The organism is Sporofaciens musculi (assembly GCF_009830285.1).
GTDB lineage: Bacteria > Bacillota > Clostridia > Lachnospirales > Lachnospiraceae > Sporofaciens > Sporofaciens musculi.
In genome coordinates this window covers 2,086,459-2,102,955 of the sequence record NZ_WUQX01000001.1, presented here as the reverse complement: position 1 = coordinate 2,102,955, position 16,497 = coordinate 2,086,459, and the positions used below count along the sequence as shown (strand labels likewise).

The window sequence follows — 16,497 nt, the reverse complement described above, 5'->3', positions numbered from 1 at the left end:
ATGTTGAAAAATACACTGAATGTAGGACGTATCGAGGAAGGTTTCGTATTAGACCATATACAGGCAGGCCGCAGCATGGACATCTACAAGTATCTCCATCTGGACAAATTAGACTGCTGCGTTGCCATTATCAAGAATGCCAAGAGCAACAAGATGGGCAAGAAAGATATCATGAAGATCGAGTGCCCCATTGATTTTATTGATTTGGATGTTCTGGGATTTATTGATCACAATATTACCATTAATCTCATCAAAGATTCCAAGATTGTGGCAAAGAAGTGCCTGCATCTCCCGAAGGAGATTACCAATATTATCCGCTGCAAGAATCCAAGGTGCATCACCTCCATCGAGCAGGGGTTAGATCACGTATTCGTACTGACTGACCCAGACAAAGAGATCTATCGCTGCAAATACTGTGAAGAAAAGTATCACGGTAAATTAAAATAATAACCAGACTTATATTTTATTAATTAATGCTGCAAGCAAGACGATAAGCCGGGTTATGTCGTTGGGTAATCATCTATCTAGCCCCGCCGTTACCGGCGGGGTCAAGCAACCTACCTAAGACGTGACGGGCCGCCACATTGTCTTTTTCCGGTCTTGCTTCGGATGGGGTTTACATGTGCCCCCACTGTTACCAGCAGGGCGGTAGTCTCTTACACTGCCCTTCCACCCTTACCATATACATGGCGGTTCATTTCTGTTGCACTTTCCTTGGAGTCGCCTCCACCGGACGTTATCCGGCATCCTGCCCTGTGAAGCCCGGACTTTCCTCATCTGCTGCCTTTCGGCCTGACAGCCTTTAGGACTTGTCATTTACAGACGCGATTACCTGTCTTACTTGCAATGCATCTAATATAACATAGAATCCTTAAAAAAACAATCACCGAAAACTCTTAATCCAGTTAATCAGGGAATCATGGTACACATTATCCATGACGTCTTTCTTCATCTGGTCTGTAACCGGACCGTTCTTCTCCATCATGGCAAGAATCGCCTCCTGAAGCCCTGTAATCCTTCCCTTCTCAAAAGCCTCCTGGCAGCATTCCCTTTTATCTTCCTTCGGCTTCTTCTGAGCAGCGTCAGACTGTGCAAGGTTCTCCATAGCCTCATCAATCATCTTCTCAGCCACAGCGTCCAAGGTATCCCTAGATTCCAGCTTCGCCTTCTTCTCCTCCACAGACTCCATCATGACCTCTGCCACCTTCTCGTCTACAATCTCCACCGCAGCGTTGGCATTCTCATCAGTCACAATCCGCTTGGCTGTTCCTGCTGATGATTTTCCCACCTTCTCTGTGGCCTTCTCGACAGCCTCTACCTTTGCATCGGCATCAACCTTGCCTAAATCAGCCATAACACCCGCATTCAAAGCCTGTCCCTTGGATAAGGGAATCCAAATCTCACCGGAATTGGCCTTCACACTGACCGAAATACGGCCGCTGTTCACATCCACCTTTTCTCCTGACAGCGCTCCTACATAGGCCGCTGCGTCTCCCGCCGGAAGATTCATGGTAAAGTCGTTGTCGTCATTATTGACTGTAACGATTACTGATTCTCCCTCATAGTCTCTGGAAAATGCGTACTGCCGGTTCGTCAGCGTCAACTCTTTATAATCCCCGTAGGAGAGGGCAGGCGTACTCTGGCGTACCTTCCCAAGGGCTCCAATCAGCCTGGTATATGGATTCTCCTCCCTGGCATGTTCATACTCATCAAAAGACAGCGCAGGTCTTAAGGAATCGTCAGAGTGCTTCTCCTTGCGCCCTTCAATCCCAAACTCTGAGCCGTAATAGATAGACGGAACTCCCGGAAGGGTATATAACAGGACGTGCACCGGTGCAAAATGGGCCTTCTGGATAAGCTTCGTATAAATTCTCTCCACATCATGGTTGTCTACAAAATTATAGAGCTTAAGTCCATCTGGACGGTTTCCCCCCATGCCGTAAAGACGCTTCACCGTATGGGCAATCTCAAAATAATTGTGGTCGTTATGGCCCGAATACAGAGCCTTGTGCAAATGATAATTGGTAACAGAATGTAGTGTCCCCTCATTCACCCAGCGGTTGTAATCTCCATGTATCACCTCTCCCATCAGCCAGAAATCAGGCTTCACCTCATTGGCCACCCGTCGAAGCTCCTTCATATATTCAAAATCCAGCACATCTGCCGCATCCAGACGGATTCCATCCACGTCGAATTCTTTTACCCAGAAGCGGATTACATCCCCAATATAATTCCGTACCTCCTGATTCTGCTGGTTCAGCTTCGCAAGAAGATCGTAGCCTCCCCAGTTCTCGTAGGAAAACCCATCGTTAAACTCATTATTTCCCCAAAAATTCACGTTTCGATACCAATCCTTGTAGCGAGAATTCTCTCTGTTCTTCTTGATATCCTGAAACGCAAAAAAATCCCGTCCCGTATGGTTGAACACTCCGTCGAAAATGACCTTCACTCCCTGCCTGTGGCACTCCTTAACAAACGCGGTCAAATCCTCATTGGTTCCAAGACGGCTATCCAGCTTCTTGTAATCCGTAGTCTCATATCCATGGCCCACTGATTCAAACAAGGGACCAATATAAATTGCATTACATCCAATATCCTTAATATGAGCAATCCACGGCAACAAGGTGTTTAGACGGTGCTTCGGCTCCCCGTAGGTATTCTGCTTCGGCGCGCCCGTAAGCCCCAACGGATAAATGTGATAAAATACTGCCTCATCATACCATGCCATCGTTATCCGTACCTCCTAAAAAATATTTCCGGTATCACATTTTCTGTGTGACACTTCTATAGTTTACCATAAAATCCCTCTGTCTGCCACAGAAAATACAGATATCACCCATTCTGGTATGTGGCACTCAAGCATCCATGACGGTATCCTCCATCAGATTCTCACCGTCCGCAGCCCCTGTGGCCAGGGCATCACAGCGCTCATTCTGAGGATGCCCGTCATGGCCCTTGACCCAGATAAACGTTACCTGATGCTTCTCCTTCGCCTCCAAAAGCTGTTTCCACAAATCCACATTCTTTACCGGCTCATTCTTCCCCCGCTTCCAGCCCTTTTTAATCCATCCGTCAATCCAATGTTTATTAAATGCATTGACCACGTACTGAGAATCGGAATAAAGCTCTACCTCACAAGGCCGGTTTAAGGCTTTAAGCCCCGCAATCACGGCCATCAACTCCATCCGGTTGTTGGTAGTCTTTTTGTATCCCTGGGACAACTCCTTTGTGTGCAGCTCTCCCTTTGTATCCACATATTCCAGCACGGCTCCATAGCCGCCCGGACCGTCTGGATTCCCTCTGGCAGCTCCGTCTGTATAAATCTTCACCTTCATCCTTCTTCTCCTTTATACCTCAAAGCTCTGCTGAGGCTTCGACACCTTCATCACTCGCTGGCGATAGGGCTCTGATCTCGTATCCTCAATCAATCGGTCGTAAACTTCATATTCTTCCCAGAAATGCATGGGAAAAGCACAGCCTGTCCGAGTATGGCGCATAAAATAGTCGAACCCCCAAGCATACTGCTCCTCCTGCCTAGGGTCCAAAGGCAGAAACGCTACATCCACAGACTCTCCTTCTAGCTTCTCCATCTCATGGAGGAACCTTCTGCGCATCATCTCATTATACACCCTGCTTTCCTCCTCCCAGTGCCACCAGTTCAGATCTCCCCCATGGTAAATCCTTCGTTCTCCTGCCTGCACCAGAAATGCCACGCCCTCGTCTGTGGACCTAAGAGTTCTAATCTTAATCCCGTCAAGAACCACCTCCTGACCAGGGCCCACAAAGGTACAGCTCTCCTTAAAACCTTTCTCCTCAATATCATTTGACAAAATATATTGAATATCAGGATATTGATCTTTCCACTGAAAAATCTGAGGATTAAAATGGTCATAGTGGACATGGCTTACAAATACATAGAGCTTTACTGCCTCTAAGAAATCAGGAAGATTTCCCTCATAATAATCGAAAACCATTGCCCTGCCGGCATCCTCCACCACGTACCCACTGTGCTTCAGATATGTAATCTTCATATGTCTGTACTCCTTATTACGCCTCGCCCTGAATCACCTCTACCGCATGAACTAACTCCGGTATCAGATATTTAAGAGTTTCCCGAACCGCCTGAGCCTTTCCTGGCAGGTTCACAATCAGTACCTCCTTACGGATTCCGGCAACGCTGCGATTCAGCATGGCACGCTTAGTCATCTTCATGGTATGGGCGCGCATGGCCTCTGGAATACCTAAGATTGGCTTTTCTATAATATCCGTGGTGGCCTCCGGCGTACAGTCAAAAGGTCCGCAGCCTGCTCCTCCTGTGGTCAGAACAAGATCTGTCACGAACGTGTCAGCCAAACTCGCCATTATCCTGGACAGCACCTCTCTGTCGTTGGGAAGGGCACGCATGAATACAATCTCAAAGCCTGCCTCCTCCATCATCTCCATGATTGCCTCCCCACTCTCATTCTCTGTAGTTCCCCTGTATACATCTGTACTCGCCGTAATAATTGCAACTCTCATATCATACCTCCGCTATTTGCCGGAAATCCTTTTATTTACCAGAATCTCCTTTTTATCTATAGAACCTTGTCAGGAAAAGGCATAAAGCCCATGAACGGCTCACGGACTTTACCCTGTGTTTTCCAAAACAATCATAGCAAATAATACCAGAGGTGTAAAGCATTTTACGTCAGATAATGATGCAGACCAAGCCTCCGTTGCTGTCATTTACAATCTTCTGCATGGTATCCTGAAGCTTCTCCTGGCTCTCGTCATTAATCATCGCCATCTTATTCTGCATTCCGTCCATCACCAGCTCCTCAATGGATTTGCCAAAGATATTCGTGCCCCAGATTCCCTCCTCACTTTCCTTGGCGTCCTTAATATAGCGAATCAAGTCCTGAGCCTGCTGCTCATTTCCTACAATCGGTGCAATCTCCGTCTCAATATTTGCGCGGATCAGATGAATGGAGGGAGCCTCCGAATGAATCTTAACCCCATATTTGTTGCCCTGCTTGATGATGGTTGGCTCCTCTAAAGTAATCTCGTCTTTCTGAGGACTGACCACACCGTAACCACGCATCCGTACCGAGGCAAATGCATCCCGTACCCCTTCGTACTCTTTTTTCAGCTCCGACAGGTTCTTCATAGCTGCCACCAGCTCATACTGCCCCGCAATATGGGTTCCGGTCAGCTCGCTTAACATCTCATAGTAGAATTTTTCTGCTACCTGTATGCGCACCTTCACACAACCGGTATCCATCTCAATATGGTCTACCTTCATTTCCTCTATGTACATGCACTCCGGCAGCTCGATTCCTGCGACTGCGTCTCGGATTTCTCCAAAGCGGTTCAGGATATCCTTGATATGTACCAACAGCTCCTGCTTAATCTTGTGGTCCCTTGGAAGCATTTCCACCCACTTCGGAATAAAGAACTGCACCTCGGAAACCGGAAATTCGTACAGTACTGCTTCCATGATTCGTGTGATATCCTCCTCCTTTAGCTGCTCACAGTTAATGGGAATTGCCTTGGTGCCATACTGCTGTTCACATTCCTGGGCCACCTGCTTCGCCTCGTCTCCAAAGGGCTTCTTGGAATTTACCAGCACCACAAAAGGCTTTCCAATGCTCTGAAGCTCACGGATGGTTTTCTCAGTTCCCTCTCGGTAATTCTCCCTGGGAATATCTGTGATACTGCCGTCCGTCGTAACCACGATACCAATGGTTGAATGGTCATGGATGACCTTCCTGGTTCCGATTGCCGCCGCCTTGGTAAAGGGTATCTCATGGTCGAACCAGGGGGTTTTCACCTGGCGTTCCTCCCCGCCCTCCACGTGGCCGGAGGCCCCCTCTACCATGTAACCCACACAGTCAATCAGCCTGACCCGTACCTTCACATCCTCCGAAAGCTTTATCTCTGCCGCCTCCTTGGGGACGAATTTTGGCTCAGTGGTCATAATCGTCCGTCCGGACGCAGACTGGGGAAGTTCATCCTTTGTCCTCGCCTTTTTGTGCTCATCCTCCATGGCTGGCAGCACCAGCACATCCATAAACCGCTTGATAAATGTAGATTTTCCCGTTCTGACGGGACCTACGACTCCCATGTATATCTCTCCGTTTGTTCTGGCTTGTATATCTTTGTATAAATGATATTTCTCCATGCTCTTGCCCCTTCCGTCTGTGCTGTTAGAATATATGCGCACTATATATGGTTTAGAATACTTTTTCGTATTTGCTTCTTTTTTTTATTTTTGTTAAAATAGGTCCAAAAGACACAATCACAAGGAGAATAGACCGCCTATGAATACATTGAAAGTAAGGAGCCTTGTTCTTGGGGAAGGCATCCCCGCCATCTGTATCCCCAATGTGGGTAAGACTCGTGAAGAAATCATTTCCCTCACCAAAAAGTATATGGATATGCCCATGAATCTGATGGAATGGCGCGCCGACTGGTTTGAAGACGTGGAAAATATAGAAAAGGTGACAGAGGTTTTGGCAGAAGTGCGCAAAACTCTTGGGGACACCCCCCTTTTATTTACCTTCCGCACGAAACGGGAGGGAGGCGTCTCAGAGCTTGATACAAAATCCTACGTTTCTCTTAACAAGGCTGTGGCAGCCTTAGGCCTGGCAGACCTTATTGACGTAGAGATTTTCACCGGAGACGCCGTTGTGACGGACTTAATCTCTGCCATACATAACTGTAATACAAAGGTCGTGGCCTCCAACCACGATTTTCACAAAACGCCTGCCAAGTCTGAGCTTATATACCGGCTGCGCAAGATGCAGGACATGGGCGCAGACATTCCTAAGATTGCAGTAATGCCAAGGAGTAGGAAAGATGTCCTTACTCTCCTTGCGGCTACAGAGGAGATGGCGTCTAACTATGCCGACCGCCCCATCATCACCATGTCCATGTCTGGTATGGGAAGCATCAGCCGTATTGCCTGCGAGGCGTTTGGCTCCTGCCTCACCTTCGGCTCCGGCGACAAAGCCTCCGCCCCAGGGCAGATTCATGCCCAGGAATTACACGGCCTTCTAAAAAAGCATACATCAGGCCTTGTAACGGCTGCCATACGGCAAGACAGGCTCTTATAAACTTGACGAAAATCATGGATTTTCTTTATGAATCCCCCCTGCTGTAAAACCGTCGGTTTTGGCAGGGGTTCACAGTCTAAAATATCTTCCATGCGTATCCGTGTTCCATCCTCTAAAATCACTGTCCGTTCATACTCGTCTATCTTCCTCACATATCCTGTAGCCGTCACATAGGAGCCTCCCTCCTTGTGAGGATCCGGCACAAAGTAGGTGATGGATACTTCCGGCCGTATCCCCTGAACCCCCCTGATCTCCCTAAACCTCCTGTCTAAATCCGACTGCCAATATTCATCCAGTTCATGTCTCTCATCCGTAAGCCTCTCCGTCTCCTTCACAGCCTCATAATGTCCGGTCAGGGCGGCGAAGGGGGCAAACTGGGCGGCTCTGTCCTCCACCGGCATGTGGGCGTGGGTCTTGGATACATGATGAGGAAGCTCAATCATATCCTGATACTTATATAGCTCGCTATTGTTCAAGAAGCTTTTCCCGTTCTTACTCATGCCCGATGCCCTCCAATCTGTCGATTCCTCTCCATGGCTGTCGCGCCCTCCATCAGACTCGTTCCTTTCAAAATCGCGTTCTTTCCATACTTCTTCTTAATGTTCAGCATGGCCCGCTGCAGATTCTTCTCCCGCTGCAAACTTGCTTCTTCGGCCTCCTGCTCTTTTTTAAGAGCTGCATAATCTGTGAATAAGTCCAGTTGTTCAAACACAGGCTCGTTCCTGACCCTATTCTCATCCACCACATGGTTCGCGGTTACCGTAATCCTCCGAATGAGAAAATCCTTCTGAATAATGTCGTCATATAGCTGAAGCACCGCCTCCACAATCCTCCTGGAAGAAGACGTCTGCCTTTTAAGGTTCACAGTGCCGTGGGCATGTTTGGGAACACTCCTCCCGTAGCGGTCTGTGGTAATCTCCCCTTTTAAGGACTTCCTCTTTCTGGAATCTGACAGGTTCTCCCTGTCATAACCTACAGTCAAAACCATCTGGTCTGTCACCAGACACTTATCTACTAAATCTAATACCAAAGCTTCCGTCATCTCACGAACCACCAGCCGCGCCTTTTTCGCCGTATAGGGACACCGAAGCACCTGGCCTGCCCCCATACTGTTGGCGCTGGGCTTATAAGACTTAATATCCGCCATGGTACAAGGCTCCCATCCCCAGGCATGGTCAATCAGAAGCTCTGCATTTACCCCAAATAACTTGTATAGCAGCTCCTCGTTATGATATTCTCCCGCCCTTCCAAGGGAACATCTGGCCACATCTCCCATGGTATACATGCCGTACTCCTTAAGCTTCTTCGCGTACCCATGCCCCACCCGCCAGAAATCTGTAATGGGCTGATGGGCCCACAGAATCCGGCGGTAACTTTTCTCCGTCAGGTTCGCAATGCGCACCCCGTTCTTATCCGGCGGGATATGCTTTGCCACAATGTCCATGGCAACCTTGCACAGATACAGGTTACTCCCAATCCCCGCTGTCGCCGTAATGCCCGTCGTAGAATGAATGTCCCTGATTATCTTCCCTGCCAGCTTACGCGCCGACATCCCATAAGTGGCCAGGTAATGGGTGACATCCATCATAATCTCGTCGATAGAGTATACATGGCAGTCCTCCGGCGCCACATATTTTAGATAAATCTCATAGATTCTTGTACTGTAATCAATATAGTGCGCCATCCTGGGCTTTGCCACGATGTAGTCAAGAGCCTTAGAGGGCGAGGCCTTAAGCTCAGTATCATCATAAGACGCTCCGTCAAACCGGCGGTTGGGCGCCATGCTCTGTCTCATGGCGTTGACCTCCTTAACCCTCTGTACCACCTCGAACAGCCTTGCCCTCCCTGAAATTCCATAGGCCTTCAGAGAAGGGGATACTGCCAGACAGATCGTCTTCTCTGTACGGCTTAAATCGGCAACCACCAGATTCGTTGTCATGGGATCTAAGTTACGCTCTACACATTCTACCGAGGCGTAGAAGGACTTTAAATCGATTGCGATATAGGTATGCTTATTCTCCTCCATATCCGTCACCTCTTTATATCGTCTGCACATCCTGTCACCAGAAAAAACAACAAACGTAAGTTCTTTTTAATTATATCAGAACTTACGTTTGTTTTCAACTGTAAAAAAATTCTTGTTTTTCTTAATACTGATACCTTTTTCGATATTTCACAAACATCCCTCCCGTAAGGGCCAGCGCCATAAGCTCTGCCACAGGAGTTGCCAGCCAGATTCCATTTACCCCCAAAACCGCGGGAAGAGTCAGCATGGCAATCATCATGAAAACAAATGACCGTGAAAACGCCAGCACCGCCGACACCAGGCCGTTAGACAACGCAGTAAACATACCGCTAGCAAAAATATTAAAGCCGATAAAGCATAAGGCCGCCGTACAGATTCGATTTCCTGTAAAAGCCAGCTCGTATACTGGATTAGCTGGTCTGGCAAATATGGATACCAAAGGTTTTGTCAGTACAAATGAGCCTGCCACCGTCAAAAGGGAGATTCCCCCAATGATTTTCAGACTACTCCTCACCAGCTTCCTAAGTTTTTCATAGCTCTGCTCACCGTAATAATAACTGAGCATAGGCGCTACCCCGTAAGAATATCCCGTATACAGAGAGCTTGCAAACATCAGGACATACATGATGATGGTAACGGCGGCAACGCCATTTTCTCCAACATAGGTCAGCATGGTCCAGTTGAACATCATAGTGACAATGCCGGTAACCAGTGTTGTGGCCATCTCAGAGCATCCGTTTGAAGCTGCGTTTTTTAGAACCTCCAGTCGAAAGACGGGCCTCCTGAAATGTAAAAGATTCTCTTTCCTGTTAAACACCAATAACCCCACAACCGCTGTCACAGAATACCCCAATCCTGTTGCCGCTGCCGCTCCGCCAATTCCCATGTCAAAGCAGGCAATGAATACATAATCCAGCGCCATATTCAACACTCCTCCCGCCACAGAACAGATGAGGGAAAGAGCCGCCTTCTCACTGGCAATCATATAGAGGGTAAAATTATTCATCAACAGAATTGGAACTGTAAAGAGCAGGTAACGGCTCAGATATTCCACGCAATACCCTTCTACGGCCAGAGATAGGTTCATGCCGGCGAAGATCGAGCCCATGGACAAAAAACCCAAGGCGCACATGATAATTCCTACCGCCACATTTACCAGAATCAAGGAGGTAAAATCCTCCCTGGCCTCTTCCTTTTTTTGTTCTCCTATCTTCTTCATGATTACAGCGCTGCCTCCGGTGGCAAGCATGGTGGAGATTGCGGTCACAAGCTGGATGACCGGCGCTGTCAGGTTGATGGCGGATAAGGCGTCTGTTCCAATCAGGTTAGAGACGAACAACCCGTCAACCATGGTATAAAATGACATGAATATTGTCATAACAATGGTTGGCATTGCAAATTTTAAAATATTTTTTATTGTAACCGGTTTGTTGTATACACTTTGTTTTTCCATCGTTTTTCTCCTCTTACCTTGGAAACTTACCTTGCATTTTGCTTCTGTACAGAGTATGATAAACTATACAGTAACAGTATGGTCAATAGAGGATTTGAAAATGAATGAAAAAAATAAACTGCTTACCATCGGACAGTTTGCAAAGCTCCACGGCATCAACAAAAAAACCTTGATGTGGTACGATGAGATCGGGCTTTTTAAGCCTGCTTACATCAATCCAGAAAACGGATACCGCTATTATAATTATAGGCAAAGCTCGGTGTTAGAGACGATTCTCCTGCTGCGTGAGCTGGACGTATCCATTGATGAGATACAGACATTTATGAAGCGTCGTTCTGCCCTAAGCCTCAAATGTCTTCTGGACGAAAGGATTAAAGAGCTTAACAGACAGATCGACCATATGAGCAGACTTAGGGAGACTCTGTGCAGCCATCACAGAAATATGGTTACATTGCTGACCATGGATTTGTCAGAGATTCGTGTAGTGGAAAAAAGAGAATGCCGCCTGGTGACATTAAAGATTGACGCTTCAACTTCCTTTGACAAAGAGGTGGAAATGATTGCTGCCGAAACACAGAAATATCAGCTTCGTCGTCTGCACGACGCTTCCTATGGAACCATGATTTCCGTTGATTGTCTGTATCAAGGAAATTTCCACGAGTACTCTATGCTATTTATTGAAATTCCGGCTTTTTCCCAAGGGGAGCAAAAGCTGTCCAAAAATCCAAATAAAACCGGAATTCACATACAATCCGGCGGAAAATATATCAGAGCTTTCCACAAGGGAGCCTGGGAGAAGATTCCGGAAAAATATCAGGAGATTCTGGCTTATGCCGACGGACAAGGAATAAAACTGCATGGATTTTCCTATGAAATGGGAATGAATGAGAATGTTATTGACAGGATTGAGGATTATATTACACAGATTGAAATTCCTATACTGTGATTTACATCCGAACTACTTTGAATGCCCACATTCTTTATGTGCCTGGTGCTGAAAAATTCAAAAAAACCTGCGTATGCAGGTTTATCTAATAAATAGCGGGAACTGGATTTGAACCAGCGACACCACGGGTATGAACCGTGTGCTCTAGCCAACTGAGCTATCCCGCCAAATATGATTCTGTATTCACAGAACCATCTGCAACAATCTTTGTTGCAATGGGACCTATAGGGCTCGAACCTATGACCCTCTGCTTGTAAGGCAGATGCTCTCCCAGCTGAGCTAAGATCCCTTCTCTACAAGTTCCTATCTCGAACCTGCTTCGCTATTATACTATCAAATACTATAGCTTGTCAACACATTTTTACAAATTTTTCAAAAAGTTTTTTTACTCTATTTATTTCAATTTAAAATACGAAATTTGAAAGCAATAAAAACTTTATTCTACAAAAATAATCACGAAAAAAATCACAAAATTTTCAAACAAAATACACTGAAACTCTTTACTCTTTTGTCAATGAATGATATCTTTATAGTGTAAACTAATAATTATGGAGGTCGTTTAAAATGGCGAGAAGAAAGGTAGAAGAAAAGAATTATCCGGAATTAATTGAGATGGCAGAGGAAAGAATCGAAGCATTATCTGCAGAACTGAAGCAGGAAAAAGCGAACCTCAAACAGTTAAAAAAAGACCAGGTTCGTTATGATGCTATGGTTGAAAAGCAAAGGAAACAAGCTGAGGTTCAGAAAGCTGCAGAGTTGCTTGTTGCATCTGGAAAGAGCCTGGAAGAAATCGAAGAATTTCTTGCAAACTAATAGTCAAACGAAGCTCAAAAAGAATTGCCGGCGGCATATTTTTGCGGCTCTAACGTATCAATAAGCCTGCCTTGAATCGAGTATCAAGGTAGGCTTATTGATATATTAATATTATATTTTCTTAACTATTTCACCAATTTTATACAATTCCCTGAGCTGTCATCGCATCTACAACTTTCTCAAATCCTGCAATATTCGCTCCTGCCACATAGTTGCCCTCCATACCGTAGCGCTTAGCAGCATCAACCATATTGTGACAGATTTTCACCATAATACCCTTAAGCTTGGCATCCACTTCCTCAAAGGACCAGCTCAGCCTCTCGCTATTCTGAGACATCTCAAGAGCAGACGTTGCCACCCCTCCGGCATTGGCCGCTTTTCCTGGTGCAAACAATACGCCCTTCTCCTGTAAATACTCTGTGGCCTCTAAGGTTGTAGGCATATTAGCGCCTTCTGCGACAGCCATACAGCCGTTCTCTACCAGTATCTTCGCATCCTCCAGATGAAGCTCGTTCTGCGTCGCACAGGGCAGAGCTATGTCCACCTTCACAGACCATACGCCCCGTCCCTCATGGTACTCAGAATTCGGACGATACTTCTTATACTCAGTCAGCCTCGCGCGGTTGACTTCCTTAATCTCCTTCAACGCCGCAACGTCAATCCCCTCTGGATCATAAACCCATCCGTTAGAGTCGCTGGCTGTCACTACCTTCGCACCCAATTCCTGTGCCTTCTGTGTGGCATAAATCGCCACGTTTCCGGAACCGGATACTGCAACCGTCTTCCCTGCCAGCTCTTTTCCGTTAAGCTTCAGCATCTCCTCTGTCAGATACAGAAGACCATATCCTGTAGCCTCCGCCCTGGCAAGAGAACCGCCGTAGCTTAAGCCCTTTCCAGTCAGCACGCCTTCGTATAAGCCGCGAATCCTTTTATACTGGCCAAACAGATAACCAATCTCTCTCGCTCCTGTTCCAATATCTCCTGCCGGTACATCTGTATCTGCACCGATATATTTACAAAGCTCTGTCATAAAGCTCTGGCAGAATGCCATCACTTCCCTGTCTGACTTGCCCTTCGGGTCGAAATCAGAACCGCCCTTTCCTCCTCCAATGGGAAGACCTGTCAAGGAGTTCTTGAAAATCTGCTCAAATCCCAGGAACTTAATGATTCCAAGATTCACAGACGGGTGAAGACGAAGTCCTCCCTTGTATGGGCCGATTGCGCTGTTAAACTGTACACGGTAACCTGTATTCACTTGAACCTGTCCCTTGTCGTCTACCCAGGGTACACGGAACTTAATCTGTCTCTCTGGCTCTACCAGTCTCTCAAGCAAGGCGTCTCTCCTAAACTTGTCTTCGTTCGCCTCAACCACCACTCTCAATGACTCCAATACTTCCTTTACTGCCTGGTGGAATTCTGGTTCAGCAGGGTTCTTTGCCACAACTTTTTCCAGGACTTCATCAACATATGACATACCTTTCTACCTCCTAAATATAATCTTCTCCTTTATTTTAAAGGTTTTTTGTCTGGAACACAAGTTTTTTTTCGTAAATTTTATATTTTTTTGCAATTTTACTTTTGTTTTCCTTCATTTCTATACAAATATTGTAGATTTTATACGAGTTATAACCAGCATACATGCAACAGAGCACACTCTAAATTTCATTTTATCAAAAACAATATCACAAAAATACGCCTGATATACTGCCATGTACAAACAGTATATCAGACGTACTCTCATCACGCCAGCTTACGAATACAATCCATCGCAAGTGTATAGTCCTTCTTTACCTGTTCCAAAAGGGGCTCTACGTCCTCTCCATACTCCTGACTTCCCCTTAAACGGTCAGCAAGCTCTGCCGATGAATGATAGAGCGCTGTGATTGACAGATTCTGGCACACACCCTTCAATGTATGTGCCGCCCGAAATGCCTCGTCCATATTTCCAGTTTCCATGGAATTCATCAGCAGTTCATAACTCTTATCGTTCAGCAGCTTCAACACGAATTTCTGAATTCTCTCATCCTTGCGGAGTCTTCCAAACACATCCTCATAGTCCGCACCCATCGCCTCATAACATTCTCTTACCGTCATTGTGGTTTTCCTCCTTTCTATCTTCTGAACATTCTATTTCTGGTAAAAACAATAGTTATTCCTGCCGCTTCTCTTAACCTCATATAATGCCTCGTCCGCCATATGGAATAAGGTGTCATAATTGCCGCCGCAATCCTTCGCACAGGCAATCCCCATGCTGACACTGATGTTGAACTTCTCATAACGGGTAGACAACAAACGGAAAATGCGCTTCACAGGAGGCTCCACCTCATCCTTATAGGGCATAAAAATCAAAAACTCATCGCCGCCCATTCGTGCAACAATATCAATGGATCTCGTGTTGGTCCGCAGCTTATCAGACACGAATTTAAGCACCTCATCACCAAACAGATGGCCGTATGTATCGTTGGCCAGTTTGAAATGATCCAGGTCAAACAAAAGCAAAAGAAACTTCTTTTCTTCATCCTCGTCAAGACGGGCGATGATCTGAGATTTTGCCGCCTTGTGGTTCAAAAGTCCGGTCAGGGAATCATGGGCCGCCATGACCTCCAGATGGTTCATCTTCTCCATGTCCTCATGAATATCTACGATCTTGCCAATGGCTCCTATGTACTCCGGCGGCTCCCAGCTTCCCCACATAGAGCGGGCGATGACCCTACTCCATCTCTCCTGTCCGTTAATGTTCAGCACATACCGCTCCTCCACCACAGGCTCCTGAGGTGTAGTCTTCTCAAGCCTATTAAGCAGATGCTCAAAATCATTCTGGGTAAATACATCCGTACCAAAACAATCCTTTCGGGGATTCATGATGGTCTCAGGCATATTCAGATAGTTTGCTCCCCACTCTGACAGAATCAGCATCTCCGGCGACACAGTATACTCAAACTGAATCTCCTGGGATAGTTCCGCAAAGAACTGGTACTTGACACGTTCACGCTCCAGAAGCTTCAATGTACGGTCTGAAACATCTAGCTCTCCCTTCTCCACCATCTGCTCTACTGCATCCAGAACCTCCTCCTGCATCTTCTTGCCTTCTGAACGTACCCGCATTTCTTCTTTCAATGCATCAGAGATCTCTCTTAGACACTCCATAAGAGTCGGATTAAACACACCACATTCGCCGTTGAGAATCATCTCAACAGCTTTGTCATGAGAGTATGCGTCCTTATAAACACGCTTGCTGGTCAGTGCATCGTACACGTCCGCCAGGGCCACGACCTGGGCCGCAATCGGGATCTCGTCACCCTCCAATCCGTCCGGATACCCTCTCCCGTCAAACCGCTCATGATGCCACCTGCATATCTGAAAGCCTAACCGAATCAGCGGTTCATTCTCTCGGAACGGAATATTACTCAGCAATCTGGCGCCTTCTGCCGCATGCTCCCGCATAATCTCATATTCTTCATCCGTCAGCCGCCCCGGCTTGTTCAGCACCTCCGAGGGAATAGAAATCTTGCCAATATCATGGAGCGCCGATGCGTTGCAGATCAGCGAAATATCCTCTGTAGAAATACCATAAAGCTTCTTCTTAATGAGCCACTTTAAAATCAACTCCGTAAACATCCGAATATGTAACACATGAAGACCGCTCTCGCCGTTACGAAACTCCACAATATTTGACAGAATCTCTATCATGAGCTTGTTGTCATTTTCCTTCTCCATGATCTGGTTTGTCACCATATGGGACAATTCTTTCTGTTTGGTAAAAAGAATAATCGTGTTGATTACCCGCCGCCTTACAGTACGCTCGTCAAAGGGCCTGCTGATATAGTCCTGCACCCCCAGATCATAGGCCCTATCCACATATGCCGGAACATTCTCCGCCGATATCATAATGACCGGAACATCCTTGATCCATCCATTTTTATTCATAACCACCAGCGTCTCGAACCCGTCCATAACCGGCATCATAATATCCAACAGGACCAACGCGATCTCCTGCTCTCTGTCATGCAGGATCGCTGACGCCTCCATACCGTTCTCCGCCTCCAATATCTCATATTCATCAGAAAGCATATCCGACAACAGCGAACGGTTAATCTCCGAATCATCAACGATCAAAATCTTTTTCATTTCAAAAATATTCTTCTTTTTACTCATCGAAATCTCT

The 16,497-nt window shown here is 46.5% G+C and carries 15 protein-coding genes, 2 tRNA genes and 1 other RNA gene; 4 read left to right on the top strand and 14 right to left on the bottom strand.

Translation table 11 applies throughout. From position 1 onward, the window contains the following. Complete coding sequence (locus GN277_RS10490) at nt 1–447, top strand: aspartate carbamoyltransferase regulatory subunit (protein ID WP_159750985.1); 447 nt, start codon at nt 1–3, stop codon at nt 445–447. Between the two features lie 28 nt (nt 448–475). Here GN277_RS10490 and rnpB read toward each other — a convergent pair. The 6 genes from rnpB to spoIVA all read right to left on the bottom strand — a co-directional run bounded on the left by rnpB (nt 476) and on the right by spoIVA (nt 6,160). Continuing rightward, nucleotides 476–844: RNase P RNA component class A (gene rnpB, locus GN277_RS10485), an RNA gene on the bottom strand. A gap of 39 nt (nt 845–883) precedes the next feature. After that, the gene (locus GN277_RS10480) at nt 884–2,728 is read right to left on the bottom strand and encodes an alpha-amylase family glycosyl hydrolase (protein WP_159750984.1); all 1,845 of its coding nucleotides are present in this window, start codon (nt 2,726–2,728) and stop codon (nt 884–886) included. 127 nt (nt 2,729–2,855) lie between these two features. Further along, nucleotides 2,856–3,335 carry a ribonuclease HI gene (rnhA, locus tag GN277_RS10475; RefSeq protein WP_159750983.1) on the bottom strand — a complete coding sequence of 160 codons (480 nt, stop codon included), beginning with the start codon at nt 3,333–3,335 and terminating at the stop codon, nt 2,856–2,858. A gap of 12 nt (nt 3,336–3,347) precedes the next feature. After that, nucleotides 3,348–4,031 (bottom strand): MBL fold metallo-hydrolase, encoded by a 684-nt coding sequence (locus GN277_RS10470; protein WP_159750982.1) that lies wholly within the window; start codon nt 4,029–4,031, stop codon nt 3,348–3,350. A 16-nt stretch (nt 4,032–4,047) separates the two neighbouring features. Beyond that, nucleotides 4,048–4,518, bottom strand: a complete 471-nt coding sequence (locus GN277_RS10465; protein WP_159750981.1) for a MogA/MoaB family molybdenum cofactor biosynthesis protein — start codon at nt 4,516–4,518, stop codon at nt 4,048–4,050. A 169-nt stretch (nt 4,519–4,687) separates the two neighbouring features. Next, nucleotides 4,688–6,160 carry a stage IV sporulation protein A gene (gene spoIVA, locus GN277_RS10460; protein WP_159750980.1) on the bottom strand — a complete coding sequence of 491 codons (1,473 nt, stop codon included), beginning with the start codon at nt 6,158–6,160 and terminating at the stop codon, nt 4,688–4,690. 139 nt (nt 6,161–6,299) lie between these two features. Between spoIVA and aroD the strand changes: the two genes are divergently transcribed. Next, nucleotides 6,300–7,094, top strand: coding sequence for a type I 3-dehydroquinate dehydratase (gene aroD, locus GN277_RS10455; RefSeq protein ID WP_159750979.1), 795 nt, complete (start codon nt 6,300–6,302; stop codon nt 7,092–7,094). Here aroD and GN277_RS10450 read toward each other — a convergent pair. The 3 genes from GN277_RS10450 to GN277_RS10440 form a co-directional block, all read right to left on the bottom strand. After that, nucleotides 7,010–7,594 carry a hypothetical protein gene (locus GN277_RS10450; protein ID WP_330587210.1) on the bottom strand — a complete coding sequence of 195 codons (585 nt, stop codon included), beginning with the start codon at nt 7,592–7,594 and terminating at the stop codon, nt 7,010–7,012. The genes aroD and GN277_RS10450 overlap by 85 nt on opposite strands. Next, nucleotides 7,591–9,120, bottom strand: a complete 1,530-nt coding sequence (locus tag GN277_RS10445; protein ID WP_159750978.1) for a Y-family DNA polymerase — start codon at nt 9,118–9,120, stop codon at nt 7,591–7,593. The genes GN277_RS10450 and GN277_RS10445 overlap by 4 nt, the downstream gene beginning before the upstream one ends. Before the next feature lie 121 nt (nt 9,121–9,241). Further along, nucleotides 9,242–10,573 carry an MATE family efflux transporter gene (locus GN277_RS10440; RefSeq protein WP_159750977.1) on the bottom strand — a complete coding sequence of 444 codons (1,332 nt, stop codon included), beginning with the start codon at nt 10,571–10,573 and terminating at the stop codon, nt 9,242–9,244. 100 nt (nt 10,574–10,673) lie between these two features. Here GN277_RS10440 and GN277_RS10435 point away from each other — a divergent pair, with 100 nt between their 5' ends. Further along, on the top strand, nt 10,674–11,519 hold the full coding sequence (locus GN277_RS10435) for a MerR family transcriptional regulator (RefSeq protein ID WP_159750976.1): 846 nt from the start codon (nt 10,674–10,676) through the stop codon (nt 11,517–11,519). A 93-nt stretch (nt 11,520–11,612) separates the two neighbouring features. On the opposite strand, the gene GN277_RS10430 is transcribed toward GN277_RS10435, so the two are convergent. Together GN277_RS10430 and GN277_RS10425 are read right to left on the bottom strand one after the other, a co-directional pair. Beyond that, nucleotides 11,613–11,686 (bottom strand) — tRNA-Met (locus GN277_RS10430). A gap of 49 nt (nt 11,687–11,735) precedes the next feature. Further along, nucleotides 11,736–11,808, bottom strand: a tRNA-Val gene (locus tag GN277_RS10425). 275 nt (nt 11,809–12,083) lie between these two features. On the opposite strand from GN277_RS10425, the gene GN277_RS10420 reads away from it, so the two are divergent. Beyond that, nucleotides 12,084–12,332 carry a hypothetical protein gene (locus tag GN277_RS10420; protein ID WP_159750975.1) on the top strand — a complete coding sequence of 83 codons (249 nt, stop codon included), beginning with the start codon at nt 12,084–12,086 and terminating at the stop codon, nt 12,330–12,332. A 139-nt stretch (nt 12,333–12,471) separates the two neighbouring features. Here GN277_RS10420 and gdhA read toward each other — a convergent pair whose 3' ends face one another. The 3 genes from gdhA to GN277_RS10405 all read right to left on the bottom strand — a co-directional run bounded on the left by gdhA (nt 12,472) and on the right by GN277_RS10405 (nt 16,487). After that, entirely contained in the window at nt 12,472–13,806 is a 1,335-nt protein-coding gene (gene gdhA / locus GN277_RS10415; protein ID WP_159750974.1) for an NADP-specific glutamate dehydrogenase, read from the bottom strand. Nucleotides 13,807–14,072: 266 nt separating this feature from the next. Next, nucleotides 14,073–14,426 carry an Hpt domain-containing protein gene (locus GN277_RS10410; protein WP_159750973.1) on the bottom strand — a complete coding sequence of 118 codons (354 nt, stop codon included), beginning with the start codon at nt 14,424–14,426 and terminating at the stop codon, nt 14,073–14,075. Between the two features lie 33 nt (nt 14,427–14,459). Continuing rightward, nucleotides 14,460–16,487, bottom strand: a complete 2,028-nt coding sequence (locus GN277_RS10405) for a bifunctional diguanylate cyclase/phosphohydrolase (protein WP_244324670.1) — start codon at nt 16,485–16,487, stop codon at nt 14,460–14,462. Nucleotides 16,488–16,497: the final 10 nt, after the last annotated feature.

What these genes read in the sequence shown, in the direction of transcription:
- GN277_RS10405 (WP_244324670.1), bottom strand. Translation starts at nt 16,487, where the DNA reads ATGAGTAAAAAGAAGAATATTTTTGAAATGAAAAAGATTTTGATCGTT.
- GN277_RS10470 (WP_159750982.1), bottom strand. Translation starts at nt 4,031, where the DNA reads ATGAAGATTACATATCTGAAGCACAGTGGGTACGTGGTGGAGGATGCC.
- GN277_RS10465 (WP_159750981.1), bottom strand. Translation starts at nt 4,518, where the DNA reads ATGAGAGTTGCAATTATTACGGCGAGTACAGATGTATACAGGGGAACT.
- GN277_RS10435 (WP_159750976.1), top strand. Translation starts at nt 10,674, where the DNA reads ATGAATGAAAAAAATAAACTGCTTACCATCGGACAGTTTGCAAAGCTC.
- GN277_RS10490 (WP_159750985.1), top strand. Translation starts at nt 1, where the DNA reads ATGTTGAAAAATACACTGAATGTAGGACGTATCGAGGAAGGTTTCGTA.
- GN277_RS10480 (WP_159750984.1), bottom strand. Translation starts at nt 2,728, where the DNA reads ATGGCATGGTATGATGAGGCAGTATTTTATCACATTTATCCGTTGGGG.
- GN277_RS10445 (WP_159750978.1), bottom strand. Translation starts at nt 9,120, where the DNA reads ATGGAGGAGAATAAGCATACCTATATCGCAATCGATTTAAAGTCCTTC.
- aroD (WP_159750979.1), top strand. Translation starts at nt 6,300, where the DNA reads ATGAATACATTGAAAGTAAGGAGCCTTGTTCTTGGGGAAGGCATCCCC.
- spoIVA (WP_159750980.1), bottom strand. Translation starts at nt 6,160, where the DNA reads ATGGAGAAATATCATTTATACAAAGATATACAAGCCAGAACAAACGGA.
- GN277_RS10440 (WP_159750977.1), bottom strand. Translation starts at nt 10,573, where the DNA reads ATGGAAAAACAAAGTGTATACAACAAACCGGTTACAATAAAAAATATT.
- GN277_RS10420 (WP_159750975.1), top strand. Translation starts at nt 12,084, where the DNA reads ATGGCGAGAAGAAAGGTAGAAGAAAAGAATTATCCGGAATTAATTGAG.
- rnhA (WP_159750983.1), bottom strand. Translation starts at nt 3,335, where the DNA reads ATGAAGGTGAAGATTTATACAGACGGAGCTGCCAGAGGGAATCCAGAC.
- GN277_RS10450 (WP_330587210.1), bottom strand. Translation starts at nt 7,594, where the DNA reads ATGAGTAAGAACGGGAAAAGCTTCTTGAACAATAGCGAGCTATATAAG.
- gdhA (WP_159750974.1), bottom strand. Translation starts at nt 13,806, where the DNA reads ATGTCATATGTTGATGAAGTCCTGGAAAAAGTTGTGGCAAAGAACCCT.
- GN277_RS10410 (WP_159750973.1), bottom strand. Translation starts at nt 14,426, where the DNA reads ATGACGGTAAGAGAATGTTATGAGGCGATGGGTGCGGACTATGAGGAT.